This window comes from Skermania sp. ID1734 (assembly GCF_007489285.1).
GTDB lineage: Bacteria > Actinomycetota > Actinomycetes > Mycobacteriales > Mycobacteriaceae > ID1734.
The window spans coordinates 46427-72512 of sequence record NZ_VLIY01000006.1 but is presented as its reverse complement, the minus strand read 5'-3'; the positions used below and the strand labels follow the sequence as shown (position 1 = coordinate 72512).

Annotated in this window: 26 protein-coding genes, 2 tRNA genes and 1 pseudogene; 22 read left to right on the top strand and 7 right to left on the bottom strand. The window is 64.6% G+C overall.

The window, feature by feature from the left end:
• From FOS14_RS09075 to cmrA, 3 genes are all read left to right on the top strand, one after another.
• Entirely contained in the window at nt 1-564 is a 564-nt protein-coding gene (locus FOS14_RS09075) for a PadR family transcriptional regulator (protein WP_143769979.1), read from the top strand.
• Complete coding sequence (locus FOS14_RS09070) at nt 561-2588, top strand: NADPH-dependent 2,4-dienoyl-CoA reductase (protein WP_143769978.1); 2028 nt, start codon at nt 561-563, stop codon at nt 2586-2588. The genes FOS14_RS09075 and FOS14_RS09070 overlap by 4 nt, the downstream gene beginning before the upstream one ends.
• Before the next feature lie 64 nt (nt 2589-2652).
• Nucleotides 2653-3456, top strand: a complete 804-nt coding sequence (gene cmrA, locus FOS14_RS09065) for a mycolate reductase (protein ID WP_143769977.1) — start codon at nt 2653-2655, stop codon at nt 3454-3456.
• Nucleotide 3457: 1 nt separating this feature from the next.
• On the opposite strand, the gene FOS14_RS09060 is transcribed toward cmrA, so the two are convergent.
• Entirely contained in the window at nt 3458-5092 is a 1635-nt protein-coding gene (locus tag FOS14_RS09060) for a helicase HerA-like domain-containing protein (RefSeq protein ID WP_143769976.1), read from the bottom strand.
• Nucleotides 5093-5379: 287 nt separating this feature from the next.
• Between FOS14_RS09060 and orn the strand changes: the two genes are divergently transcribed.
• Nucleotides 5380-6000 (top strand): oligoribonuclease, encoded by a 621-nt coding sequence (gene orn, locus FOS14_RS09055; RefSeq protein ID WP_143769975.1) that lies wholly within the window; start codon nt 5380-5382, stop codon nt 5998-6000.
• Nucleotides 6001-6091: 91 nt separating this feature from the next.
• Nucleotides 6092-6164 (top strand) — tRNA-His (locus FOS14_RS09050).
• 53 nt (nt 6165-6217) lie between these two features.
• Here the strand turns inward: FOS14_RS09050 and FOS14_RS09045 are convergent.
• The gene (locus FOS14_RS09045; RefSeq protein WP_143769974.1) at nt 6218-7435 is read right to left on the bottom strand and encodes an Ig-like domain-containing protein; all 1218 of its coding nucleotides are present in this window, start codon (nt 7433-7435) and stop codon (nt 6218-6220) included.
• A gap of 265 nt (nt 7436-7700) precedes the next feature.
• Here FOS14_RS09045 and FOS14_RS09040 point away from each other — a divergent pair.
• Nucleotides 7701-7776 (top strand) — tRNA-Lys (locus FOS14_RS09040).
• A gap of 77 nt (nt 7777-7853) precedes the next feature.
• Here FOS14_RS09040 and FOS14_RS09035 read toward each other — a convergent pair.
• Nucleotides 7854-9092, bottom strand: a complete 1239-nt coding sequence (locus FOS14_RS09035) for a site-specific integrase (RefSeq protein WP_143769973.1) — start codon at nt 9090-9092, stop codon at nt 7854-7856.
• A gap of 255 nt (nt 9093-9347) precedes the next feature.
• On the opposite strand from FOS14_RS09035, the gene FOS14_RS09030 reads away from it, so the two are divergent.
• The 6 genes and pseudogenes from FOS14_RS09030 to FOS14_RS09005 all read left to right on the top strand — a co-directional run bounded on the left by FOS14_RS09030 (nt 9348) and on the right by FOS14_RS09005 (nt 14021).
• On the top strand, nt 9348-9563 hold the full coding sequence (locus FOS14_RS09030) for a helix-turn-helix domain-containing protein (protein WP_143769972.1): 216 nt from the start codon (nt 9348-9350) through the stop codon (nt 9561-9563).
• Between the two features lie 31 nt (nt 9564-9594).
• Entirely contained in the window at nt 9595-10011 is a 417-nt protein-coding gene (locus tag FOS14_RS09025; RefSeq protein ID WP_143769971.1) for a hypothetical protein, read from the top strand.
• Between the two features lie 229 nt (nt 10012-10240).
• A pseudogene (locus FOS14_RS25460) lies at nt 10241-10711 on the top strand (toprim domain-containing protein); the annotation flags it as partial.
• A 1564-nt stretch (nt 10712-12275) separates the two neighbouring features.
• A complete protein-coding gene (locus tag FOS14_RS09015) occupies nt 12276-12743 on the top strand; it encodes a hypothetical protein (protein ID WP_143769969.1) in 468 nt (155 codons plus the stop codon).
• 63 nt (nt 12744-12806) lie between these two features.
• Complete coding sequence (locus FOS14_RS09010) at nt 12807-13313, top strand: hypothetical protein (protein WP_143769968.1); 507 nt, start codon at nt 12807-12809, stop codon at nt 13311-13313.
• 477 nt (nt 13314-13790) lie between these two features.
• The gene (locus FOS14_RS09005; protein ID WP_143769967.1) at nt 13791-14021 is read left to right on the top strand and encodes a hypothetical protein; all 231 of its coding nucleotides are present in this window, start codon (nt 13791-13793) and stop codon (nt 14019-14021) included.
• 133 nt (nt 14022-14154) lie between these two features.
• Here FOS14_RS09005 and FOS14_RS24680 read toward each other — a convergent pair whose 3' ends face one another.
• From FOS14_RS24680 to FOS14_RS08990, 4 genes are all read right to left on the bottom strand, one after another.
• Nucleotides 14155-14316, bottom strand: a complete 162-nt coding sequence (locus tag FOS14_RS24680; RefSeq protein ID WP_185981697.1) for a hypothetical protein — start codon at nt 14314-14316, stop codon at nt 14155-14157.
• 457 nt (nt 14317-14773) lie between these two features.
• Nucleotides 14774-14998, bottom strand: coding sequence for a DUF4926 domain-containing protein (locus FOS14_RS09000; protein WP_143769966.1), 225 nt, complete (start codon nt 14996-14998; stop codon nt 14774-14776).
• 14 nt (nt 14999-15012) lie between these two features.
• A complete protein-coding gene (locus FOS14_RS08995; RefSeq protein WP_143769965.1) occupies nt 15013-15315 on the bottom strand; it encodes a DUF6883 domain-containing protein in 303 nt (100 codons plus the stop codon).
• A 531-nt stretch (nt 15316-15846) separates the two neighbouring features.
• Entirely contained in the window at nt 15847-16413 is a 567-nt protein-coding gene (locus FOS14_RS08990; protein ID WP_143769964.1) for a TetR/AcrR family transcriptional regulator, read from the bottom strand.
• 97 nt (nt 16414-16510) lie between these two features.
• Here FOS14_RS08990 and FOS14_RS08985 point away from each other — a divergent pair, with 97 nt between their 5' ends.
• From FOS14_RS08985 to FOS14_RS08940, 10 genes are all read left to right on the top strand, one after another.
• Nucleotides 16511-17464, top strand: coding sequence for an NADP-dependent oxidoreductase (locus FOS14_RS08985; protein WP_143769963.1), 954 nt, complete (start codon nt 16511-16513; stop codon nt 17462-17464).
• 516 nt (nt 17465-17980) lie between these two features.
• The gene (locus FOS14_RS08980; protein WP_143769962.1) at nt 17981-18979 is read left to right on the top strand and encodes an AraC family transcriptional regulator; all 999 of its coding nucleotides are present in this window, start codon (nt 17981-17983) and stop codon (nt 18977-18979) included.
• A gap of 164 nt (nt 18980-19143) precedes the next feature.
• Nucleotides 19144-20118 (top strand): quinone oxidoreductase, encoded by a 975-nt coding sequence (locus FOS14_RS08975; protein ID WP_143769961.1) that lies wholly within the window; start codon nt 19144-19146, stop codon nt 20116-20118.
• 32 nt (nt 20119-20150) lie between these two features.
• On the top strand, nt 20151-21047 hold the full coding sequence (locus FOS14_RS08970; protein ID WP_370512194.1) for a TauD/TfdA dioxygenase family protein: 897 nt from the start codon (nt 20151-20153) through the stop codon (nt 21045-21047).
• Nucleotides 21048-21106: 59 nt separating this feature from the next.
• Nucleotides 21107-22159, top strand: coding sequence for a 3-keto-5-aminohexanoate cleavage protein (locus FOS14_RS08965; protein ID WP_143769959.1), 1053 nt, complete (start codon nt 21107-21109; stop codon nt 22157-22159).
• A gap of 98 nt (nt 22160-22257) precedes the next feature.
• Nucleotides 22258-23598 carry an MFS transporter gene (locus FOS14_RS08960; RefSeq protein WP_143769958.1) on the top strand — a complete coding sequence of 447 codons (1341 nt, stop codon included), beginning with the start codon at nt 22258-22260 and terminating at the stop codon, nt 23596-23598.
• A complete protein-coding gene (locus tag FOS14_RS08955; protein WP_143769957.1) occupies nt 23595-24188 on the top strand; it encodes an alpha/beta hydrolase in 594 nt (197 codons plus the stop codon). The genes FOS14_RS08960 and FOS14_RS08955 overlap by 4 nt, the downstream gene beginning before the upstream one ends.
• Before the next feature lie 11 nt (nt 24189-24199).
• Entirely contained in the window at nt 24200-24964 is a 765-nt protein-coding gene (locus tag FOS14_RS08950) for a CoA transferase subunit A (RefSeq protein WP_143769956.1), read from the top strand.
• A complete protein-coding gene (locus tag FOS14_RS08945; protein ID WP_143769955.1) occupies nt 24961-25632 on the top strand; it encodes a CoA transferase subunit B in 672 nt (223 codons plus the stop codon). The genes FOS14_RS08950 and FOS14_RS08945 overlap by 4 nt, the downstream gene beginning before the upstream one ends.
• Entirely contained in the window at nt 25629-26057 is a 429-nt protein-coding gene (locus tag FOS14_RS08940; protein ID WP_255450189.1) for a carboxymuconolactone decarboxylase family protein, read from the top strand. The genes FOS14_RS08945 and FOS14_RS08940 overlap by 4 nt, the downstream gene beginning before the upstream one ends.
• The last annotated feature ends 29 nt before the right edge of the window (nt 26058-26086 follow it).

Below are 26086 nucleotides of genomic sequence, written 5' to 3'. Positions count from 1 at the left end.
GTGGCTCTCGAACACGCGCTGCTGGTTTCGCTGACGGAACGCTTCGGTTCCGGCTACGAGCTTGCGCGCCGGTTCGACAAGTCCATCGGCTTCTTCTGGAGCGCCACCCACCAGCAGATCTACCGCGTGCTGCGGCGCATGGAGGAGCTGGGCTGGATCGACGGGACCGCCGTCACCCAGGACGGCCGACCGGATAAGAAGGTGTATCGAGTCAGCCCGGCGGGCTCGGCCGAGTTGGCACGCTGGATTGCCGAACCCACCGAACCGGGCAAACTGCGTGACGAACTCGCCGTGAAGATCCGCGCGGCCGCGCACGGCGACATCGCAGCCGTCTGCGCGGAGGTGGCCCGGCACCGCGACCGGCACGCCGAGCGACTCGAGCTGTACCGCCTCATGGAAAAGAAAGACTTCCCCGCCCCGGATCAGCTCTCCGGAACAGCCCTACACCAATATCTGGTGTTGCGCGGCGGAATACGCGTCGAGGAGGGCTTCACCCAGTGGTGCCAAGAGGTCCTCGACGCACTCGAACACACACGCACGCCAGAAAGGCAACGACGCCCATGAGCGCCTACCCCCATCTGTTCACCCCGCTCGACCTCGGTTTCACCACGCTTCGCAACCGAATCGTCATGGGCTCCATGCACACCGGCCTCGAGGACCGTGCATGGGACACCAAGCGACTGGCCGCGTACTTCGCCGAGCGGGCTCGCGGCGGGGTGGGCCTGATCATTACGGGCGGTTACGCCCCCAACCGGCAGGGCTGGCTACTGCCGTTCGGCGCGCAGCTGGTGAGCAAGTCCGAGGCCTACCGGCACCGCCTGATCACCAAGGCCGTGCACGCCGAGGGCGGCAAGATCGCGCTGCAAATCCTGCATGCCGGCCGCTATGCGTATGTGCCGTGGAGTGTCTCAGCGTCGGCTATCAAGGCGCCGATCAACCCGTTCAAGCCGAAGGAACTCTCCGACAAGGGCATCGAGTCGACCATCGACGACTATGCGCGGTGTGCCAAGCTGGCCCAGTTGGCCGGCTATGACGGTGTCGAGATCATGGGCGGGGAAGGCTATTTCATCAACCAGTTCCTTGCACCGCGCACCAACAAGCGCACGGACAAGTGGGGCGGGTCCGCGGAAAACCGCCGCCGGTTGCCCGTCGAAATCGTGCGCCGGATGCGCGCCGCGGTCGGACCCAACTTCATCATCGTCTTCCGGCTGTCCATGGCCGACTTCGTCGAGGAAGGCCAGACCTGGGACGAAATCACCGCACTGGCAGAGGAAATCGAAGAAGCCGGTGTCACCATCATCAACACCGACATCGGCTGGCACGAGGCCCGGGTGCCCACGATCGTCACCTCGGTTCCACGGGCGGCGTTCGTCGACATCACCGCGAAACTCAAGGCGCACGTGAGCATTCCGGTGTGTGCGTCGAACCGGATCAACATGCCGGAAACCGCCCAAGAAATCCTGACGCGTGGCGACAGCGACCTGGTTTCGCTTGCCCGCCCGCTGCTCGCAGACCCGGAGTGGGCCAACAAAGCACAGGCCGACCGGGCCGATGAAATCAACACCTGCATCGCCTGTAATCAGGCCTGCCTCGACCACGCCTTCGTGCACAAGACGGTGTCTTGCCTGCTGAACCCGCGCGCGGGTCATGAAACGACGCTCAAGTTGTTGCCGACTCGGCACACCAAGCGGATTGCCGTGGTCGGCGCAGGCCCGGCCGGTTTGTCGGCTGCGGTCAACCTGGCCGACCGGGGGCACGACGTCGACCTGTTCGAGGCCGACGACAAGATCGGCGGCCAATTCGACATCGCCCGCCGCATACCGGGCAAGGAAGAATTCGCCGAAACCATCCGCTACTACATGCGCCAGCTCGAGCTGAAAAACGTTCGCCTTTACCTCAATACCCGCGTCGGGGCACAGCAGTTGATCGAGGCGGGTTACGAGGAGGTCGTTCTCGCCACCGGGGTACGGCCGCGCATTCCGAACATCCCCGGCATCGACCACCCGATGGTGCTTTCCTACAGCGAACTGGTCAAAGACGAACGGCCCGTTGGCAAGCGAGTGGCAGTCATCGGCGCGGGCGGCATCGGATTCGACGTGAGCGAGTACCTCACCGTCGACGGTTCCCCGAGCCTCAAGCTCGACGACTGGAAAGAGGAATGGGGTGTCACCGATCCAGAGGCCGCCCCAGGCGCACTGACCACGCCCAGACCCTCCCCTGCCGCGCGCGATGTGGTTCTGCTGCAACGCAAGTCGACCGCATTCGGCAAGGGGCTGGGCAAGACGTCGGGGTGGGTCCACCGAGCCGCGGTCAAGGCCAAAGGCGTCGAACAGATCGGCGGGGTCAACTACGAGCTCATCGACGACCGCGGCCTGCACATCAGCTTCGGCGAAAAGCGCGAGCACCCACGGGTGATCGAGGTGGACAACATCATCGTCTGCGCCGGCCAAGAATCGGTGCGCGACCTCGAGGACGACCTGCGCGCTGCGGGCGTCAAGACCCATGTGATCGGCGGTGCCGACGTGGCGACCGAACTCGACGCCAAGCGGGCCATCAACCAGGGGACGCGCCTTGCCGCGGCGATCTGAGCGGCGGGGCCGGCAGCGGCGCCGCTGGCTGGCTCGATGGCGGGGCGGCCGATACTCTCGGCGCGTGAGCATTCCAGCACCCACCACCGAAAACCGCGCGGTCGTGACCGGAGCTTCGTCCGGCATCGGCACCGCACTGGCCGTCGAGCTCGCCACCCGCGGGTACTCGCTGATCCTCGCGGCCCGCCGCGGCGACATCATGGAAGAGCTCGCGGTCAAGCTGCGCGCCGAGCACGGCGTCGAGGTCGAGGTACGCGCGGTCGACCTGTCCGATCGTGACAAGCGGGCGCCGTTCACGGCGGAACTCGCCGAGCGCGACATCGCGATTCTGTGCAACAACGCGGGAATCGCCACATTCGGGCCGGTCGCGACCCTCGACCCGGCCTATGAACGCGCCCAGGTGGAACTCAACGCGGTCGCCGTGCACGACCTGACGTTGGCCGTGCTGCCGGGCATGCTGGCCCGCGGCGGTGGCGGCATCCTGATCAGCGGATCGGCCGCGGGCAACATGCCGATCCCCAATAACGCCACGTACGCAGCCACCAAGGCCTTCGCCAACACGTTCTGTGAGTCGCTGCGCGGCGAGCTCACGGACACCGGCGTGCACGTCACGCTGCTCGCCCCCGGCCCTGTGCGCACCGAGGAGCCGGACCCGGCCGAAGCGTCGATCGTCGACAAGATGGTGCCCGGCTTCCTGTGGGTGTCTTCGGAACAAACGGCGCGCATCTCGCTCGACGCGCTCGAGCGCAACAAGATGCGCGTGGTGCCCGGCCTGATCGGCAAGGGCATGTCGCTCGCGGGCGGCTACAGCCCGCGCTCGATCGTTGCGCCGATCGTCGGCAAGTTCTACAGCAAGCTCGGCGAATAGCTCAGCGGCGGCGGGTGCCGAACAGGCTTCGGGTGATTTCCCGGCCCGCCGCCGACGCGGCCGAACGCAGGAAGCTCTTGACCGCCGGGTTACGCATGATCCGCTCGGCCGCGGTCTCTTCCGCAACGGGCGTCCGGCGCTGCGGCTCCTGCTCGACCGGAGCTTGCGCGACTTTGGCGGACAGCCGCTCGTAGGCGGACTCGCGGTCGATGGTCTGGCCGTACTTGGCCTGCAGGTCGCTCGATCGCGCCGCGACACGGATGGCGTCTTCGCCGATAGTGTCCATGAGCGAGCGCGGCGGACGCAGCCGTGTCCACGCCACCGGCGTCGGCGCGCCCGTTTCCGACAGGACCGTCACGATCGCCTCGCCGATACCGAGCGAGGTCAACGCCTCCTCGAGGTCGTACACCTTCGTCTTCGGGTAAGTACGAACGGTCTTGCTCAGCGCCTTCTGATCGTCGGGCGTGAACGCGCGCAGCGCATGCTGCACGCGGGCGCCGAGTTGGGACAGCACCGGGTTGGGAATGTCCGTCGGCAACTGGGTGCAGAAGAACACGCCGACGCCCTTGGAACGGATCAGCTTCACCGTCTGCTCGACCTGTTCGAGGAACGCCTTCGACGCGTCGGCGAACAGCAAATGCGCCTCGTCGAAGATGAAGACGAGTCGCGGCTTGTCGACGTCGCCCACCTCCGGCAGTGTTTGGAACAGGTCGGCGAGCACCCACATGAGGAAGGTGGAGAACATCGTCGGCCGCGCGGCCTGCGAGCCGAGTTCGAAGAGCGTGATGATGCCGCGGCCACTGCCGTCGAGGCGCAGTAGGTCGGCGGTCTCGAACTCGGGTTCACCGAAAAAGGTGTCACCACCCTCGCCTTCGAGATTCACCAGCGCGCGCAGGATCACTCCGGCCGTCGTCGCCGACACGCCGCCGATTCCCTTCAGATCCGCCTTGCCTTCGTCGCTGGTGAGGTGCTGGATGACGGCCCGCAGGTCTTTGAGGTCGAGCAGCGACAAGCCCTGGGTATCGGCCCAGTGGAAGATCAGCCCGAGCGTGGACTCCTGGGTTGCGTTGAGCCCCAGGACTTTGCTCAACAAGATCGGGCCGAACGACGTGATCGTGGCACGCACCGGAACGCCGATACCCTCGGTTCCCAGCGAGACGAACTGCGTCGGGAACCCCGTTGGCGTCCAATCGGTCGCACCGGTCTCGTTTGCACGGGCACGCAGTTTCTCGTCGTCTGCGCCGGGTGCCGACAACCCCGACAAGTCGCCCTTGACGTCGGCCAACACGACCGGGACGCCAGCGGCCGAGAGTTGTTCGGCGATGCCCTGCAGGGTCTTGGTCTTGCCGGTTCCGGTTGCGCCGGCAACCAGCCCGTGCCGGTTGACCGTGCGCAATGGGATACGAACCGCGGCTTGCGGATCAACCTGTCCGTCCACTATCACCGTGCCCAGGTCCAGCGCTGCCGCGCTGACCGCGTAGCCCTGCGCGATTTCCTGCGCGGCGTCCGAGTTGGTTGAAGGAGCTTCAGCGGCCTTCTTGGCGGCGGCAGCCTCGCGTTCGGCGGCTTCCAGTGCGGCCGCGGCCTCAGCCGCCGCCTTGCGCGCCGCCAGCAGCTTCTCCTCCGGACTGGTCATCGCATACTCCTCGGTACTGCGCCGGTCACTGGGTTGGCCGAGGAAGATCACGAACCGGCAGCGATCCCCCGCCAGACCTTAACGCCGTCGGAGCAAAAGTTCAGGTCCTGACAGGGCCTGTCGCCTGAATCTGGCCGGATGCGACGCGAGATCGAATCGTCGTCCGGCAAGGCGGAGGAGAAGCCGATACCGGTGTTGTATCGGCGCCGACGGCAACGCCGGCGGGCGGTGATACGGCTCGCGGGTCGCCGGATGAGAATCAGGCGACAGGCCCTAGTGTGTGTCTTGTGCAGGACAAACTTGTGTGGATCGATTGCGAGATGACCGGCCTCCGCCTCGGGACCGACAAGTTGATCGAGGTCGCGGCGCTGGTCACCGACGGTCAACTCAATGTTCTCGGCGACGGCGTGGACATCGTGATTCACGCCGACGAAGCCGCGCTGGCGGACATGCCGAAGGTTGTCGCGGAGATGCACCACAAGTCAGGTCTCACCGAGGAGGTGCGCCGGTCGACAGTGAGCGTCGCCGAAGCCGAGAAGCTCGTGCTCGATTACGTCCGCGAGCACGTGCCGGTGGCCGGGACCGTACCGCTCGCGGGCAACTCGATTGCCACCGACCGCAGCTTCATCGCTCGCGACATGCCCGAACTCGACGCGTACCTGCACTATCGGATGATCGACGTCAGCTCCATAAAGGAACTGTGCCGGCGCTGGTACCCGCGAATCTATTTCGGCCAGCCGGAAAAGGGCCTGGCCCACCGGGCGCTGGCAGACATCAAGGAATCGATTCGCGAGCTGCAGTACTACCGGCGTACCGCGTTTGTGCCGGACCCGGGGCCGTCGACCGCCGAGATCGCCGCCATCGCCAAACAGGTATCCGAGAACGGCAAGATCCCAGCCAGCGAGTAAGGGTTGTGATCAACCGATTGGCGGGCGGGCGCCCCGGCACGCTAGTATCGATCGCGCTGGTTCTGCGCCGCGAGGCTCAAATCGGCGGATGGTGAGTGTAGTTCAGTTGGTAGAGCACCAGGTTGTGATCCTGGCTGTCGCGGGTTCGAGTCCCGTCACTCACCCGGAGTGAAAGTGGGCCGTCTCAGCTGAGGCGGCCCACTTTCGTTTGTTCGGGCTACTCCGACCCGGCGTTGCCGGCCTTCCACACCTGCCACGGAATGTTCCAGTCCCCCAGTCCGTCGGTGCCAGACAGCGTGCCGCCCACGGTGTTCTTGACGATGGCCACGTCGCCACGCTTGGTGTTGTTGAACACCCACTCTGCGTTGCCGGGGCTGAGATTCAGGCAGCCATGGCTGGAGTTCGAATAGCCCTGCTGGCCGACCGACCATGGCGCGGAGTGAAAGAAGATGCCGCTGTAGGAAATTCGCGTCGCCCAGTCGACCGGCGTGCGATAACCCTGTGGCGAATTCACCGGCACTCCATAGGTCGAGGAGTCCATGACTATCTGCTGGAAGCGGTCTCCCACTATATAGATGCCATTGTCAGTCGGCGTGTCGTTCTTGCCCATCGAGGTTGGCATGGTGCGGATCACCTCGCCGTTGCGCTCTACCGTCACCTGTTTGGTGTTGTCGTCGGCGGTGAGCACCACAGCATCACCGATGCTGAAGTTGGCGTGCACATCCTCCGTGCCGAACAGGCCACCGCCGAGATCCTTGCCGTAGACGTTCACGTCTACCTTGATCTTGGTTCCCGGGCTCCAGAAATGCTCAGGCCGCCAGCGCACCTCACGCTTGTTCAGCCAGTAGAACGCGCCGTCTACCGGCGGGTCGGTGATGATCTGAATTGCCTGCTCGGCGGCACGACGATCTGGGATCGCCTCGTCGAACTGGATGGCCACCGGCTGTGCGATGCCGACGACGTCACCATCGCCGGGGATCAGGTACGGCTGAGTGAGGTTCTCCGGCGAGCTGGTTTTGAAATTGACCACCGTCGTGGTCGCGCCGCCGAGGCCATATGCCTTGGCCTCGATCCGATAGGCCTTGTTGTAGCCGAGCACCTCGGCGTTGCGCCAGGACAAACCGTCCGGTGCTAGCACTCCGTTGACCACAGTGTTGTCGGGGCGGAACAAGGTGACTTGCGCGAGCTTGCCGTCAGTGACCGCCACTGTCAGCGGCATGCTCGGCGAGATGCCAACGTCACCGTCCTTGACCGCGGCCGTGACCTTCGGCTTGATCAGCTCGGTGAGCGGGTTCTTGTCGATAGGCGGTTGGCGCGGATTATCGGCAGGCAGCGTGCAACCCGACAGCAGCGCGACTATGGCAAGGAGCGCAGTACAAGCGACGGTGACACGTAGTCGGCCGAGGCGCCGGACACGCGCATCACCAGATTTCATCCCTTACTCCGCTCCGCACTGGCGCCTTCGCCGACAGCGATCCCCCATTCGGCGTTGGCGACCATTGTGCCAGGCGAATTGTCCGGTTCCAACGCACGCGGCCGTGCGCCGGGCACGTTTCGCGGACCCGCGCGCGGGACATCAGGTGTCAACGCGAGCCGGTTTATGGCACCTGGTGTCCCGTGCGGTGGCGCTGGCGAGCCGGCGATTTCCCTTCGAACGCCCGGGCCTGTTATGGTCTCTCCCGCGCCCGAATACGGCGCCTGCGCCATTAGCTCAATTGGCAGAGCAGCTGACTCTTAATCAGCGGGTTCGGGGTTCGAGTCCCTGATGGCGCACCAAGAAAACATCCTCCCACCAGCGTTAATGCGAGTGGGAGGATGTTTGCGTTTCGACCCAAAATGGCCTGCTGACGCGTTTATGACGCGGATAACAGATCGGTAACAGCATCTGGGCGGTCGCCGAGTGGCTCCAGAACGTCCCGCAGGTCCGGCGCGACCGTTGCCCGCGCGACGTAGTGGCGGCGGGTCACACCGTCGCCTGCGATCGAGTGACCGGCCTGCGCGCGTGTCGCGTCGTAATCGACTTCGCGGTCGATCGTTGTCAGGACTGTCTTTCTGAATGTGTGCCCGGTGACCCATGCGAACTCGGTGCCGCGAGCCTCCCTCCACTGGCGATTGAAATTGTGGGGGTTTTTGTGCCCACCCGTTTGCGACGGCAGCACCGGCGCGGTCGGGTCCGGCGTCTGCTCGTCACGCAAGCGTTTGAGTACCTCGACACCGAACGGCGGCACCGTCAACACCCGCCAACCCGCGTCGGTTTTCGTAGATGTTTGGCGCACCAGCTTCCCTGCGACGTCCACCATCGTCGCCGCGACGGTGATGGTCGGGCACTCGCCGTCGAGGTCGCTGACGTCCGCCCACCGAAGGGCGAGTAGCTCGCCGATCCGGCACCCGGTCGCGAGCGCCAAGTCCATTACGTCCACCAGTCCGCGCGCCCGAGGTTGCCCACCACGTTGCCGCGGCCGAGCATCCTCGGGCATCCGCTCGCCTGCCTCCCAAGCGCGAACACGGGCACGCAGCGCGATCCGCTGGTCGCGGTCGAGCACTTCGATCGGCTTGCTCGAGGACCGGATACGAGACACCTCCCGGACTGGATTGACGGCGACGATGCCGTGCCGCACAGCCATCCCGAATGCACCCTGGAGGACGACTTTGCACAGTCGCGCCAGCGCAGGGCGGTCCCGACCGATCGATTTCAGAAATTTGTCGACTTTGCCGGTGGTGCACGCTTGAATGCGCACGCTGCCGATACCGGTGCGCGGTGCGCGGATCACCTTGGCGGCGTGACGATACCGTTCGATCGACTGCGCACGCCTACCACCCTCTGCCTCGATTTCCTCAAACCAAAGGTCGAGTAAGTCGGCGAGCTTGCTCGACGGCGTGAGCGTGGTGTCCTCACCGGCAATTGCCTTCCGCTGCTGCGCCTTCGCCTTCAGATCGGCGATCGCCTTTTCCTGCGTCGCGCCGTAGCCGCTGATCGGGCGAGTGACACCATCGACGTCGCCGTACTGCGCCCATGCCCGCCATGACCCGTTCGGCCGCTGCTTGGTGCCGATTTTGCCCATTTGCCCTTGCGCCAGTGCCGCTCTCGCCATCCCACACCCTCCGATACCTATTTTTGGTTCGAGTCAAAGGATATTGGATGCGCGCATCATTTTGGGGTGATGCCGACTACGGCGCGAGTGTGATCCGCATCACTAGGGACACCGACTGTTCTAGTTAATCGATGCAGGTCAGCGGATTTCGCCAACCGAGACTCGGCTATACCCCTGTTGGTCCTGCCTGCATTTCGCCACATTTTCTGGCCGTAGGTTGCACCTGTCAGCGCATAAAACGACAGGAGACATGAAATGGCGCGATTACCAATCGAACTCGACATCGCGGATGCGGCTAGCTGGCCAGAACTCATGACCCCACCCGAAACCGCTGCGGCCACCCGCCAGTCCCTCAGGAAGCTCGCATCCGACCGGGCACTCGGCCGCGGGATTCCGTTTCTCAAGCTCGGCGGCGCGGTCCGCTACCGGAAAACGGCTGTCCTCGCCTACTTCGAGGAGGCCGCGGCATGATCAATGCACTATTGGCATCGGGTGGTGCCGCATGACGGACGGCCAAAGCGACATGTTCGAAATCTCCCCCGGCAACTCGAAGCCGGTGAATGACCTCACGGTTTTCGACCTGCTGGAGGCCTCCGAATATGAGACGGCGCAAGGGAATTCCGTCATGGCAAGCGTTCACGCGAGCATGGCGGGAATCCTGATGCGTCGGAACGTGCGCCGGTTCGGCGACCTCGATGATCAGCGGGCCAACGTCGGCTTGGTTGGGCCACCGCGACAGGTGGTCACGTCGGACGGGACTCTGGTCGCACTCGCCGACCGTACCGGTGCAGTGACGTTGACGGTGAGTTGCGATGGCGTACTCACCATGCGGCTCAACGATCTTGTCAGCCTGGCGGAGGTGCTGCGCGGGGATTTCGCGGCACTGCGCGGCGGCGACGTAGACGATCCACTCGGTTGACGAAACGGACGGCCTCCGCTCACAACGGAGGCCAGTCACAAACACCTCGAAAGAAGGGCCAACTTTGAACATTCTACGGCGGACAGCCTTCGAGCGTCTGCTTGACGCGTTCCGCTGCAATGGCCTGGCGGTGATCGAACACAGCGCCACCCGCGCCAGCGCGCAGGCTCCCGGCCACTCCAGCGCCGACCGGTCGGTGTCAATCTTGGACGTCGGCGGCAAAGTCGTGATGCATTGCCACGCAGGCGAAAACACTGCTGACGTACTCGCCGCGATCGGCCTCACGATGGCCGACATGTTCGACAACCGGCGCGACCTCACCTATCGCTACCCGGACGCGGCGTGGGCGAAACGCAAAGCGCCGCAGCAGCGCAACAGCAAAAAGTCTTTCGAGCAATCCGCGTCCCCACGCGGAGGGCTGCTGTACCGCCAGGATCGGATCACCGACGCGGTAACGGTGCACCTCGTCGAAGGCGAGCAGGACGCCGATGCACTCGCCACAATCGGTGTGCCCGCGGTGTCCGCGCGTAGCGGCGCCAGCTCCGCGCACCTCGCCAACTACGCCGCACTAGCCGGCAAGCACGTCATCGTCTGGCAGGACAAGGACAACGCCGGTCGCGCGCGCGTCGCACGAATCGAGCCGATCCTGAAAGGGATCGCCGAGTCGGTGACCGTGGTGGAAGCGCCGGACGGCTGCCACGATGCGGCCGACGCCGTGGCTCGCGACGGCCACATCGACCACGTCACGACAGTCAACCCAAGCAGCGACGAACCCGACGCCGATGCCGATTTTTGGCAGTCACGGGACGTGCTCCGCCATATCCGCAGCTTTGCACGTGCACGCTACGTCTCACCTGATGCTGTTCTCGCCGCCGCGCTGTGCCGCGTGATCGCGGCCGTCGAGCCAACCGTCGTGCTGCCGCCGACCGTGGGGAGCAAAGCCAGCTTGAATTTCTTCGCTGCCCTGGTCGGCCGCTCGGGCCAGGGAAAGGATGCTGCCGCCGCTGTCGCTGCCGACTGCCTTGAGATTCGCGACTACCGCGGGAAAATGGTCGAGATTCTGACCCGGCAACCAGGGAGCGGTGAGGGTCTCGCGGCGACATTCAAGGCCCGGCACGCATCGTCGGCGAGCGCCGATGATGAACCCGAGGGCGAGGTCATTCGCACCACCCGTGCGCATTTAGTGGTGCCTGAGGTCGGCACCTTGGAAGCGATTGCGGGTCGGCAAGGCTCGACCTTGGTAGGTGAACTTCTGAAGGCCTATATGGGCCAATCCATCGGGTTCGACAACGCGAAAGCATCGACCACGACGTCAGTCGAAGCGCACAGCTACCGGCTCTGCTTGACCGTTGGCGTGCAACCGGAAAATGCCGGCTTCTTTCTATCCCGCGGGAAAGACGGCTTGCCTCAGCGCCTTTTTTGGGCGTCCACGATCGACCCCACCGCACCAGAGGACTGCACCGACGCACCCGCGCCAATGACGGTTCGGCTGCCCAAGTTCGCCCCCGCTGATGCGTTCTACGTGCTCCGTATTCCAGACGACGCCGCTGCCGAGATTCGCGCGTGTCGTCACCGCATCCGCATCGGCGACGCTGACGTCGATCCCCTCGACGGGCACGCGAACCTGACCCGCCTCAAAATCGCGGTCGGGATGATGCTGCTCGAAGGCCGCACCGTCGTCTCCGATGAGGACTGGCGTCTCGCTGGCGTGTTGTTGGATCGGTCAAGTCGCGTCCGCGAACACCTTCAGTCGGTGCTCGCCGACAAGCGCCGCAAGGCCAACCGGGCGCGCGGTCATGAGGCCGCCGAGCGTGAGGAAATTGTCGCCGAGCGCCGCGATCAAGCCGACCGGCGACGCGTCGCTGACGCGATCATGCGGAAGCTGAATCGCAGCGATGGTTGGGTATCACGCACCGAGTTGCGGCAAACCCTCAAGGGCGATCTGCGGTCGCTGTTCGACTCGGTCGCTGATGCTCTGGTTGATGACGGCGCGATCGAAAAACGGGACGCCGGAAAGTCCTTCGAATGTCGTCTCAGTCGGGACTGGTCCCGATTTGGTCCCGACTTGAAAAAGGCATCATGACCTGCGAAAACAACCAAAAAATCGGCGATCATCTCGGGACCGCGGAGGCAACCGAGCAGCCGACAAAAAGCGCCTCTGACGTGCATAAACGCGGCCCGATCGTACTCGGGACTTCTCGGGACCGGTCCCGAGCAGAAAACCACTCGCGAACCCAACCCGAGGCGCAGATCGAGGCGGTCGCGTGAACCGGACAACGATCAAAAAATCGGATGCCATCGCACCGGAAGTGGCGCGGCTCGCCGCCGAAGGGCACTCCCGGAACTCGATCGCCCGGCGACTCGAGGTTTCGCCGGGCACGGTGTCCCGCGCCGCCGCGACGGCCGGTGTCTCCTTTGATGGCTCAATGACGGCTGCCGCGACCGAGGTCCGCAAGCTCACAAACGACGAGAAGCGAGCACACCTCGAGACCCGGTTCCTCGCTCTCGCATCGGACGCGCTCGACCACCTCGACTTCACAAACCCGTCCGCTGCCCGCAACCTCGCCACCGTCGCAGCGATCTTTGTGGACAAGGCCACGGCCGTGGTTGCACCGCTCGAACGGCCCAACACGAGCCAGCAAGCGGCCGAGTCGATGTTGGATCGGCTCGTGGCGGGACTCGAAGCCTCGGTAGCCGCGGAAGATGCTGCCGGACAGCAACTCTGGCCGTAACTGTCCCGGCCGAGGGTCGGGCGAACAACAACAACTGGATCAACAGAACATGGAGAAGCAAGAATGACCGACCATCAGATATCCGGCTTCGCGGTCGACGCTGAGCAGGCTCGCCTTTACCGGATCGCCGCGGCGCGTGCCGAGCGGGACCATCGCCGCCAGACCGTGCGCGCGGAAATCGAGGCCTTACGCGAGAATCGCACCGCCGGCACCGTCTTGGGGGAGCGCGCTAGGCAGCAGCGCCAGGAGCTCGAAGCCCTCGACACCGACGCCGCGCAGGGGACAACGGTCCACGATCTGCGCGACCAAGCGCACGACGCCAACCACGCGGCGAGCCTGCGCGCTGCACGTCAGCAGGCAGTCGCAGACCACCACGCGCGCCGCAACGCCGCCGCGGCCGAGCTGGCCGAACAAGTCGCGGCCGGAATCGGTCCGGCCTGGGCGCGGATCGCCGCAGAGGGACAGGCCGCCGCCGAGGCACGCCGCGAAGCCCACCGCGCCAAGCAGGCTCTATTGACCGGCAGGGTGCCGTTCGAGATCGCCAACACCGACACTGAGGCCGAGAAATGAGCGCCCGCACGAGTTCCCGGCCATACGCGGATACCCGGGCTGCGTGGCCTACACCTGAAAATCGCGGCCACAAACCGGGAAACGCTGCTGTACGCGCCGCCGCTCGCTGGTCCTTGCCCGAAACACCCAACCAAGTCCGCGAGTGGGATCGGCGGAAGCTCGCGGCATCGCGGCACGGCGTTTGCGATCGCTGCGCGGCGCAGTATGCGTGGGGATGCTCGCTCGGATTCGGCACCGTCCACCCGCCATGCGCCGACTGCCTACCGCTAATCCAAGCATCGGACGGTCCCGAAAAGGCCCACGGTTGGCGTCGCTTGCACATGCCGCGCCCGGTCGGCGTCAAAGCAGCCTGACACGAGACCGTAGTAACTACGAAATCGCCACGCGCACAATAAATTAAGTCAGTGCTCGTGGCTTTCGTACGCTACAGTTCGCGGTGACCCAAACCCCTTTCACCCGACGCGCTGGAGCAATCGAATGACCGAAATCGACAACCTTGACCTGGACCGTCTGCGCGTGGTCGCCGGCAGGACTGTTCGCCCACTCCGTGCGTGGACCGCGGCCGACATGCGGGCACACGGTGACCAGCACCCTGCCCCTGAGGGTGCGGCCATCTTGCGAGACGTTGCCGCCAGCCTCGAGGAATTCGGTCTGGCTACGTTAGGCGATATGGTCACCGCGGCGATGGCGGTAGTCGCAGAAAAGTAGGGTGCAGAGCATCGCCGACCCGGCCGACTAGCGCCCCAGACACGACGAAACCCGCACGCTGGACACCACGTTGCGTGCGGGTTTCGCTGCGACTGGACAACGACGGGACCGTCAAGGCCCGCAACTCCCGATCCTAGTTACCGTAGTCGGCCAGGAGTCGTTTACGTGCCGCGATCGCCTCCGCCTTCGTCGGGTAGCGGCCCATCGACTCCCATGCCGTCTGCCCGATCCGCATCCGCACAGACCAAGATCGGCCATTGCCGAACACCCTTACGTCATGCTCGTCCACTGCCATCACTTCCCCTTGATTCCGTGACGCGTTTATGACGCACATTTATCCGCAGCAGCGTGCATCAACGCGCAGATATCGGCATAACCCAACCACTAGAGTGTAAGTGCAGCAACATCGTTCAGCACCGGCTTGCATCCTGTCGCAGCAATCCTTTGTTAACAGCGGGTTCGGGGTTCGAGTCCCTGATGGCGCACCAAAACCATGGTCTACCAGCGGTTTCCGGTTCAGAAGGCGCGCTCGTGGGGCGTGATTTCGCCCTCAACACTTACTCAACACTTTCGCCGCGGGTACGCGAACTTCAACCACTGAAATCGGGATTCATTCGTCCGCATCTGTCGGCGATACCATGTCCGGTTCGCTCAAAGCGATGGTTGATGGTCACAGCGCGACGATTATTCCGGTGCGTTGCCGAACAGGAGATCGCGAACGCGCCAAGCGGATCGCGGAAACGTGGCTGAGTTCAGGCCACTTCGCGCACATGCAGGATTTCGCGACGCGTCCTGGAACGCAGATCATCACCGGACAACGTGACCACAGCGAATGTGCTGCCGTCGGCGGCTGCGAATTCGACTTCATACCCACCGGATGCGTAGCAACCGACGATCGCGCCGACATCACCAGCGACCAAACCTTCACCCGGCAGGTCGCGCGTCAGGACCACAACGTCATGCTCTCGGTGCGTCACCTCGCCTGCCTCCTTCACCGCGGGTACGCCGTCACCAGGCGCAGCACCGCGTCCGAATTATCGCTGATCCATACGGTACGTAATGCGATCGATGCTCCGCTAGGTGAATTCACCGCTCCATCGATAACGACCTTGACACCGAATTGCGTTTCCACCCTCGCCGCAATCTCACCGTTTCGCCCGATCTGAACCAAATCTGCCTGCAACCGCTGCCAGTCTTCCCTGACGTACCCGGCAGCCAGAAAGTTCGCCGCCTTACCACCGCCCACCGGATGATCAACGGCAAGCAGATAGCCAAGAACCTTGGCCTCCTCCACGCGTATGACGTCCCCTCGAGCCACGCCGCGAAACTATCAACCGGCCCCGACACCCCCGGAGCTGTCACCGATTCCCCCGACGGACGACGCGCAACGACTTCGCGAACGCCGCAACAATCGAGACGCGAACGCGAGGACACCCATCAAGGCTTCCGAAGGAACCAGCGAATGCCCCACCGACTCATCACCGACGCAAGAGCATTTGGGACGGACATGCGCGAACAGCAGACGACCACCGGCGCGCGAATCCGAACCACCCTGACCAGCGCGATTTCGTCAGGTCAACACTTACTCAACACATTCCCCGCCTATACCGGCATACGGCCGCTGACACCGGTGGCGACGTGAATCGTTTCAACGTCCCGTCGACATCAGCGACCGACGACGTGACGGACAGCCCTATTGGACACGTAGATCCTCGGCAAAAAAGCCCAACACGGCAACAGTCACAAAGACGCGAGTTGGAGTGGCTTCGGACTGGCGCGTCGATCACCGGGACCCTCACTCAGCCACGGTTTCTCGGCTGCGCGGCTAAGGCCGCAGTCCGTCCATCAGCAGGTCCAACAGGCGAGCCGCCAGCGCCTCGTGCTCGGGCAGGCTAGCGACGGTGAAGATACCGATGAGAGCGGCAGCGATGTCTTCGGCGGGAACGTCGGCGCGGATTTGCGCGCTCGCCCGACCAGCCTCGAGGATGTCGTCGATGGCCGCGAGCAACTCGGTGCGGGTGCGGGCATGGGCGATCTCGCCCGATTCGACCATCGCCAGCAGCGTGTCGAGCATCCCGTTCTTGGTCGCGATCCACTCGCCGAACAGGTCCATCCAGCGCCGCAGCGCCGCCGGCGGGTCGAGTTGGCAGATTAGTTCACGGGCACCAGCGGTGAGCCGCGACACGTGGTCGCGGTAGACCGCCTCGACCAGCGCCTCGCGGGTGGGAAAGTGCCGGTAGAGAGTGGCGATGCCGACTCCGGCTTCGGTGGCGATCGCGCGCATAGACGGTTCGGCCTGGCCAGAAGCGAACAATCGGGTCGCCGCGTCCAGTAGCTGCTGGCGATTGCGGGTCGCGTCCGCGCGTGGTCTTCGGATCTCTACGCCGGACAAAACGGATCACGCTCCAGTTGTGTTAGATTTGTGTCACTTAACCGGAGCATAGTTCGTTTACGGTGCTTCATGAGCCGCGGCACGAGACAGGTGAGACATGACAGAACCGAGCATCAACCCAATCGCGAGCCGGGCGGTCCAGTTCGAGTCGTTCGGCGGACCTGAGGCCTTGCGCATCCGGGAGGTACCGGTGCCGCACGCCGGCCCGGGGCAGATCCGCGTGCGCGTTACTGCGGCTGGCCTGAACCCGATGGACTGGTTCATGACCTCTGACGCAGAGACCGCCGCACGATTCGGCTTAGCCCTGCCGTGCGGATTCGGCACCGACTATGCCGGCATCGTGGACGAGGTCGGGGACGGCGTGAGCAAATTCGCGGTCGGTGACCGGGTGTTCGGCGGCGCGCTGTCGCGCGCGGTCGCCGATTACGTCGTCATCGACGAGGCAGGGCCCATCGCCGTGGGCGGCGAAGCGCACCGCACCCCTGACGGTGTCGACGACCGCACTGCCGCCACCCTTGCTATCGCCGGCTCCACGGCGGCCGCAGCTCTGGCCGTGGTCAACGCGGGCCCGAACGACACCGTGCTCATCGGTGGCGCGGGCGGCGGGGTAGGTGTGTTCGCTGTCCAGCTCGCGCGCCTCGCGGGTGCGCGCGTCCTCGGGACGGGGTCGGCAACCTCGGCCGATGCCCTGCGAGCCCTCGGGGCCGAGCCGGTCACCTACGGCGACGGTCTTGTCGATCGAGTGCGTGCGCTGGCTCCCGCCGGCGTCACTGCGGCGATGGATCTGCACGGGACAGACACGGCGCAGGCTGCGCGCGAACTCGGGGTACCGGACGAACGCATCACCACGATCGCCGCCCGGGTCGACGGAATCACCCCGGCAAACGGCGCCAACGCAGCACCCGGGGCCATCGAGGAAATCGCCGGGCTGGTTGCATCGGGTCGCCTTCGGGTACCGATCGCGGCAACCTTTCCCGTCGAGCAGATCCGCGCTGCGGTCGAGCTACAGGCCGGTCGGCACGTGCACGGCAAGGTCGTCATCATCCTCTAAGCGGCGGGGACTAGCCCTCACCACGATGGCCACGAAAGTGCCCCATGGACAAGGCTTCACGCGAATCGAGCAAGCCCGCGCACTTGCGGTCAGGTTGGTCAATCCCACACTCGAGGTGCACCGCGCACCGTGCATGGTGGAATCCGCAACTCCTGCAGTGGGGCTGCCAGCCTCACCCACAAAGAGAACGGAATCAACGCTGCGACAAAACGATCCGATATCGCACGGATAACTCCGCCGCAGCTTCGCGCAGCGCTGGAGTCTCCGCGGGCATCGGGCGCACACCGAAAATTCGCTTGTCTGGAGAAGCTGACAGTGGCGAGCGTGCACTACCCGCTCGCTGACTTCCAGAAGGCGCTCGACGATCTCGAGGCCGGCCGGACAGCCGCCCCCAAGCCCCTCCTACCCTGACCCGCATGTTGATCCGCTCCGAAACGGTGATGGTCGAGAAAAACCGTCACGGGTCACATCCCCTTAAGGGCACGTTTTCTTCCATTCAAGACATACTGTGTCGTCATGAAACCGCTCGCGCGGTATGCCTCACTGGCCAACTACGTCGACGTCGCGAGCAAACTCGGGCTGGATCCGACCCAATTGATCCGTGACTGCGGGTTGGATCCGGCAAGCATCGACTTGCAGGACCGGTGGGTGCCGGCCGCAGCGATCGCCGAAGTCCTCGAGCGTTCGGCAGCGGCAACAGAACGGGACGATTTCGGCCTGGCCCTCGTCGAGCGTCGGCGCCTGTCCAACCTGGGGCCGTTGAGCCTGGTGATACGTGAGGAGCCGGACGTACGTAGCGCGCTGCGGATCCTCATGCGCTACCACCGCATGTACAACGAGGCGGTGCACGCCCGCATGATCGATCGAGATGGCATTTGCTCGCTGATGCTTTCGATCGACGTGGGTCAGCCCGCCCAATTGCGCCAGTCGGTGGATTTAGCGGTAGGAGTTCTGTACCGGCTCCTGAAGGACTTTCTGGGACCGGACTGGCGACCCATTGCCGTCTCCTTTTCGCACGCCGCCCCGAACCACAGCGATACATACCGCCGGCTGTTTGGTGCCGTTGCGCGGTTTGATCGGGGATTTGACGGAATCTCCTTCCCCACAAGCGATCTCGATGCTCCGAATGCGATGTCGGATCCACTGTTGCGTTCGTATGCCCAGCAGTTTCTGGAATCGATGGCGGCACCGGATTCGACAACGCAGCATCGTGTGCGCGAATTGATCGAGTTGCTGCTGCCTACCGGACGCTGTTCGGTTGATCAGGTGGCGCTGAGCCTCGGTGTCGACCGACGGACGGTGCACCGCAAACTCGCTGCCGAGGGGCTGACGTTCTCCTCTCTGCTGGACTCCACCCGAGCAGAATTAGCTGCCCACCTGGTGGCCAACCGCGCGCACTCGTTGATCGAAGTCTCTGACATGCTGGCGTTTTCATCGCCGAGCAACTTCTCGCGTTGGTTCAAGAAACAGTTCGGCACCAGCCCGAAAGAATGGCGCCTGCAAAACGCGCGTTGACGCGGCCGGCCGGATACACGCCGCATTCCATGTCTCGAAGTGAATAGAACTCTGTCCCGCAGGGATAAGAAACGTACTCGGGCTCTTCTTAGTGTTGTTGTCATCACATCAGCTCCCCGATCCGCTCTGGATCACATCGAGGGACTCGAAAAGGAGACAACACCGTGGCGAAAGCTGTTCGCTTCTATGAAACCGGAGCTCCCGAGGTCATGCGTTGGGAGTCCGTCGAGGTCGGCGAGCCCGGCACCGGCGAGGTTCGGATCCGGCATGAAGCGGTGGGATTGAACTTCGCCGACACCTATTTCCGCACCGGCTTGTACCCGGCACCGCTCCCCGCGGGGATGGGGGTCGAGGCTGCCGGGGTCATCGAGGCCGTGGGTGCCGGGGTTGCGGAGTTCGCGCCTGGTGATCGCGTTACGTACACCGGTAGCCCGCTCGGCGCCTACAGCACCGAAAGGCTTATGCCAGCGCAACATTTGATCAAACTGCCTGACGCCATTGCGTTCGACACGGCCGCCGCCATGACCATGCGGGGACTGACCACTGCCTACCTGTTGCGTCGTATTTGGCCGCTAAACTCCGGCGACACTGTGCTGTTGCAGGCCGCGGCCGGCGGTGTCGGGTTGATCTTCAGTCAGTGGGCCAAGCTGCTGGGCCTCCGGGTTATCGGCACCGTCTCGACCGAGGAGAAGGCGGCGGTGGCGCGCGCCCACGGCTGCGACGAGGTCATCGTCTACCGCAAAGAAGATGTCGCGCAGCGGGTTCTGGAACTGACCGACGGCAAAGGTGTGCCAGTGGTGTACGACAGCATCGGCGCCACGACCTATCACACCTCGCTGAAATGCGTGACCCGCCGCGGGTTGCTGGTGTGCTTCGGCACCGCGTCGGGTCCTATCCCACCCATCGACGCCATGCAATTGGCCGTTCAGGGATCTGTGTACGTCACGCGGCCGGCGCTTGCCGACTACATCGCCGATCCGGCCGAGCGGGCCGAACTCGCCGACGAGCTGTTCGGACATGTGGCTGCTGGACGCATCTCCATCGAAATCAATCAGCGCTACGACCTGGCCGATGCCGTCCAGGCACACCACGACCTGGAATCCGGTCGCAGTGTCGGGTCCTCGGTTTTCCGGCTCTGAGCCCTCCTTCGATCACCGGAAAGGAAATGACCATGACCAAGAGTGTGCTGGCTCGGCGCGCCGCGACGGAATTAGAGCCGTTCGCGCACGACAGGCTCACCTGCACCATCGGCGCGGAGGTCTTCGACGTAGACCTCGGCGAGGTTTCCCGCGACGACCTGCTTTTCGCGAGGCTGCGGGCCATGCTGCTCGAGCACAAGGTGCTGTTTTTCCGCAACCAGGACATCACCCGCGCCGAGCATGTGGCGCTGGCCGAACGCTTCGGCACACTCGAGGACCACCCGAGGCTCGGCAGCGATCCCCACTACCCCGGGTTGGTTCGGATCTACAAGGATCTCGACAGCCCGGCCGAGCACTTCGAGAACGCCTACCACTGCGACGCGACGTGGAGGGAGAACCCGCCGATGGGTTCGGTATTGCGGTGCGTGGAGGGCCCGACGGTCGGTGGCGACACCATCTGGGTGAACATGGCCGCCGTCTACGCGGACCTGCCCGAGGACCTCAAGGAAAAGATCGCCGGGCTGCGGGCGCGGCACAGCATCGAGGCCACCTTCGGCGCGCGCCTACCTATCGAGGAGCGGCACCAGCTCAAGGACCGCTTCCCCGACGCCGAACATCCCGTGGTGCGAACGCATCCGGAGACGGGCGAAAAGATCCTGTTCGTCAACTCCTTCACCACCCACTTCGTGAATTACCACACTCCCGAAAACGTCCGCCACGGAATCGATTACGCGCCCGGCGCGGCCAACCTGCTCAACTACCTGCTCAGCCGGGCGGCCATCCCGGAATACCAGGTGCGCTGGCGCTGGACGAACAACAGCTTCGCCATCTGGGACAACCGCTGCACCCAACACTATGCGGTACAAGACTATTGGCCCGGCATCCGCAAGATGGAACGCGCCGGAATCGTCGGCGATCGTCCGTTCTGAAATCAAACCGCTCTCTGCCACAACGTATCTCGTAAATCAATCGATTGGAGCAACCCGAAATGCATTTCCACGACGACGCACTATTCCCGGAGAACCAGGACAAGCTGGTGATCACGGCGGCCCCGTACGGGCCGGAGTGGGAGCTCGACGACTTCCGCGAGGATCTGCCCCTGACCATCGAGCAGCATGTGCAGCAGGCGGTGGACTGCTACGAGGCCGGCGCGACCGTGCTGCATATCCACGTCCGCGAACTCGACGGCAAGGGTTCCAAGCGGCTGTCGAAGTTCAACGAACTGCTCACCGGGCTGCGCGAGGCCGTGCCGGACATGATCCTGCAAGTCGGTGGCTCTATCTCGTTCGCGCCCGAAGGTGAAGGCGCGGATGCGAAGTGGCTTTCCGATGACACCCGGCACATGCTGGCCGAGCTGGATCCCAAGCCGGATCAGGTGACCATTGCGATCAACACCAGCCAGATGAACATCATCGAGCTGATGACCGACGACGACATTGCCGGCACGTCGATGTCGCGCCCGGAGCTGTATGAGACGTATCGGGAGATGACGGTGCCAGCGGGCCCGGCCTGGGTAGAGGAGCACCTGCGACGGCTGACGGCCAACGGTATTCAGCCCCACTTCCAGCTGTCCAGTATCCCGCAGCTCGAGACGGTCGAGCGGCTGATCCGGCGCGGAAAGTACATGGGTCCGTTGAATCTGACCTGGGTCGGTATCGGCGGCGGGTTCGATGGCCCCAACCCCTACAACATCATGAACTTCATCCAACGCGTACCCGACGGTGCCTGCCTGACCCTGGAAACGTTGATGCGCAGCGTCCTTCCGGTCAACGCGATGGCGATCGCATTCGGATTGCACACCCGTTGCGGCAACGAAGACACCCTGTGGGGCCGTAAGGGCGAAAAGATCAAGTCGGTCGATCAGGTCAAGCAGTTGGTGCGCATCGCCGAGGAACTCGACCGCGACGTCGCCGACGGCAAGGAAGCACGCGACATCTACCGCATCGGCGAACAGTATTCGAGCGTCGACGAGACGTTGGCCAAACTCGGCTACGCCCCCAACCGCAGGCCCGGCCAGGTTGGGTTCACCCAGCACGCCTGAGCGCCAACAGCATTCACCGACAGCGGGCGCGAGACGCGCACTCTCGCGCCCGCAACCACAACCCTGATCGTCATCACCCCCTCGTACCAGGAGTATTCATGGGCCTGCACGCCCCGGCCGCGGAGACCCCGCCCTACGCCGTGACCTCCACCGCGCCGCGGACCCGGTCGCGGATCTTCCCGTGGCTGGTTTTCGCCCTCACCTTCGCGCTGCTGCTGTCGGACTACATGTCCCGGCAGGTGCTCAGCGCCGTGTTTCCCTTCCTCAAATCCGAATGGGCTCTGTCAGATTCGCGGCTGGCGTCGCTGACTAGCATCGTCGCGCTCATGGTCGGACTGCTCACGCTGCCGCTGTCGCTGCTGGCCGACCGGTGGGGCCGGGTCAAAAGCCTGACGCTGATGGCCGTGCTGTGGTCGGTGGCGACATTGCTGTGCGCTATCGCGAGCAACTACGAGCAGATGCTCGGCGCCCGCTTCCTCGTCGGAGTCGGTGAAGCCGCCTACGGCAGTGTCGGAATCGCGTTGGTGCTCAGCGTTTTCGCCCCCCGCGTCCACGCCACGCTCAGCGGCGCGTTCATGGCCGGCGGCTCCTTCGGCTCGGTCGTCGGCGTCGCACTCGGCGGTGTCATCGCTGTACATCTGGGCTGGCGCTGGTCGTTCGCCGCCATGGCCGTGCTCGGACTGATCCTGGTCGCCTTCTTCCGCGCCCTGATCACCGAAACAAAACTTGCCCGTCACGCCGTCGACGAACCGGAAACCGGCAACCCCGCGCTGCCACGGTTCCGTGCCCCGGTATCGAGCCTGTTCACCAACCCGGCCGTACTGTGCGCCTACGTCGGCGGCGGTCTGCAAATGTTCACGGCCGCAGTACTTCTGGCGTGGATGCCGAGCTTCTTCAACCGCTACTACCACTTCGCCCCCGACAAAGCAGGCGTGGTCGCCTCCGCTGTCGTGCTCCTCGTCGGTAGCGGCATGGTGGTCTGCGGCATCATCACCGACCGCATCGGCCGCAGTGACATCACCCGCAAATGGAGCGCCGCGGTCGGGTTCTGCCTCATCTCCCTGATCTGCCTCGGGGTCGGTTTCCACCTCGACGCCGGCGCCGGGCAACTGGTGCTGATCGGCATCGGCGCCTGCTGTGCGGCGGGCTCCTCCGGACCCACCGCAGCCATGGTCGCCAACCTCACCCACACCTCCATCCGAGCCTCGGCGATGGGCACCCTCACCGTCGCCAACAATCTGCTCGGCCTGGCTCTCGGCCCGTTTGTGATCGGCATTCTCGCCGACCACCTCGGACTCCGTGAAGCGCTGCAACTATCCCCACTGATGTACCTGGCAGCCATCGCAGCACTGCTCGCCGGCAAACGCCTGCACCCGGCAGGTCTACGCCGCCTACACGCCCTCAACCACCGGCTGACCACACAAGGAGAGTTCTTGTGAGCATCGACTCGACCCCGACCGTGGTGATCGTGCCCGGACTGCGCGACCACGTCGCCGACCACTGGCAGACACTGCTAGCCGACCAGCTCGACAACGCACGCACCGTGGCGCCACTTGAACACGACAAACTCAGCCGAGCGGCCCGCGTCGCCGCCCTCGACGACGTGCTCCGCGACATCGACGGGCCTGTCGTGCTCGTCGCCCACAGCGCCGGCGTCATGATCACCGTGCACTGGGCCCAGCACTCCACCCGGCCGATCGCCGGCGCACTGCTGGCCACACCAGCCGACCTAGAAATGCCGATGCCCCCGGGCTATCCCACCCCCGAACAACTCGACAACGCCGGATGGAACCCCATTCCGCGCGGGAGGCTGCCGTTCCCCAGCATCGTCGCGGCCAGCCGAAACGACCCACTCGGCAGCTATCGCCGGATCGCCGGCATGGCCGAAGTATGGGGCAGCCGCCTGGTCGACCTGGGCAACGTCGGACACCTCAACCCCGCCTCCGGCTACGGCCCCTGGCCCATGGCCCAGGAACTGCTGCAGGACCTCATCGACAACACCGCGGCCCAGCACGCCGGACGCCGCTGAGGAGACAACCAATGCCCACCATCTATGCAACCGCCGCCGAGGCCGTCGCCGACATCGCATCGGGGGCGTCCCTCGCGGTCGGCGGGTTCGGGGTTTGCGGTATCCCCGACCAGTTGATCGCTGCCATCGCCGCCGGGGACGCCACCGACCTCGAGGTGTTCTCCAACAACTGCGGCATCGACGATCACGGCTTGGGGATCCTGCTGCGCAGCAAGCAGATCCGTCGCGTCGTCGCCTCCTACGTCGGGGAGAACGCCGAGTTCGCTCGGCAGTACCTGTCCGGTGAACTCGAGGTCGAACTGACCCCGCAGGGCACGCTGGCACAAAAGCTGCACGCCGGAGGTGCGGGCATCCCCGCGTTCTTCACCCCCGCCGGGGTCGGCACCCTGGTCTCCGAAGGCGGACTGCCCTGGCGCTACGCCGCCGACGGCTCGGTCGCGCTGGCCTCCCCGGCCAAGGAAGTTCGCGAATTCGCCGGTAAACGGTATGTGCTCGAAGAATCGATCACGGCCGACTTTGCTCTCGTGCATGCACTGCGCGGCGACACCGAGGGCAACCTGGTGTTCAACAAGTCCGCGATGAACTTCAACCCCCTGGCTGCCATGGCCGGGAAGGTCTGCATCGCCGAGGTCGAAGAACTGCTCGAGCCAGGCCAGATAAACCCCGCCGATGTCCACCTACCTGGGATCTTCGTCGACCGGCTCGTGCCCACCGGAGTGCAGCACAAGCACATCGAAAAGCTCACCCTCACCGCGGCGAAAGAGGCATGGTCATGACCACCGCAGTCGACACCGCGACGCTCGGGTGGACGCGCGCGCAGATGGCCGCCCGCGCCGCCGAAGAACTTACCCCCGGCCAGTACGTCAACCTCGGAATCGGGTTACCGACGCTAATCCCCAACCACCTTCCCCCCGGCGTGCACATCAGGTTGCATTCGGAGAACGGGATATTGGGTACCGGTCGCTACCCGACGTCGGACGAGGTCGACGCCGACCTGATCAACGCCGGCAAGGAAACCGTCACCGTCAACCCGGGGGCTTCGTTTTTCGACTCCGCGCTCTCCTTCGCCATGATTCGCGGCGGCCACATCGACACCGCCGTCCTGGGCGGGATGCAGGTTTCGGCAGCCGGCGACCTGGCGAACTGGATGGTGCCCGGCGCGATGGTCAAGGGCATGGGCGGGGCGATGGACCTGGTCCACGGTGCCCGCAGGGTCATTGTGCTCATGGAGCACACCGATAAGAGCGGCAAACCCAAAATCGTGCAGGACTGCACGCTGCCGCTGACCGGGCAGGCCGTGGTGCACCGCATCATCACCAACCTGGCCGTCATCGACGTCACCGACCGGGGACTTCACTTGGTCGAGACCGCGCCCGGTGTGACGGTCGATCAGGTCCGCGCCGCCACCGACGCAGCCCTACACACCGGTGGGTGCCAGCAATGAACCCGGACAGTGCCGGCGGCGTCGTGAACCGGATGAAAGCGACAGGAACCTGGAACCCGCTCTGGGACGGCCTGGAAGAGCTCGACCCCGAATGGACCGAGCAATACCTGACGGCGACGATGGAGCCCTACGAGAGCGGCGTGCTCTCCCCAGAGGTAGTCCAGCTGCTCTGCATCGCCGTCGATGCCGCCTGTACTCATCTGTACGCGCCCGGACTGCGCCGGCACATCCGCGCTGCACTCGCCCTCGGCATCAGCGATCGAGAAATCCTCGAAGTGCTCAAGCTGGCCACGACCGTCGGAATTCACTCCCTCAACATCGGCATACCCCTCCTCCTCAAGGAAACCGCCCGAGCCGACCGCGCGCACAACCATCCAACGACGAACGGTCCTCAGCTGACCGGCACAGCTACCGAAAGGAAATGAGCTCTCCGCAAACGTCTGTCGCACCGTGA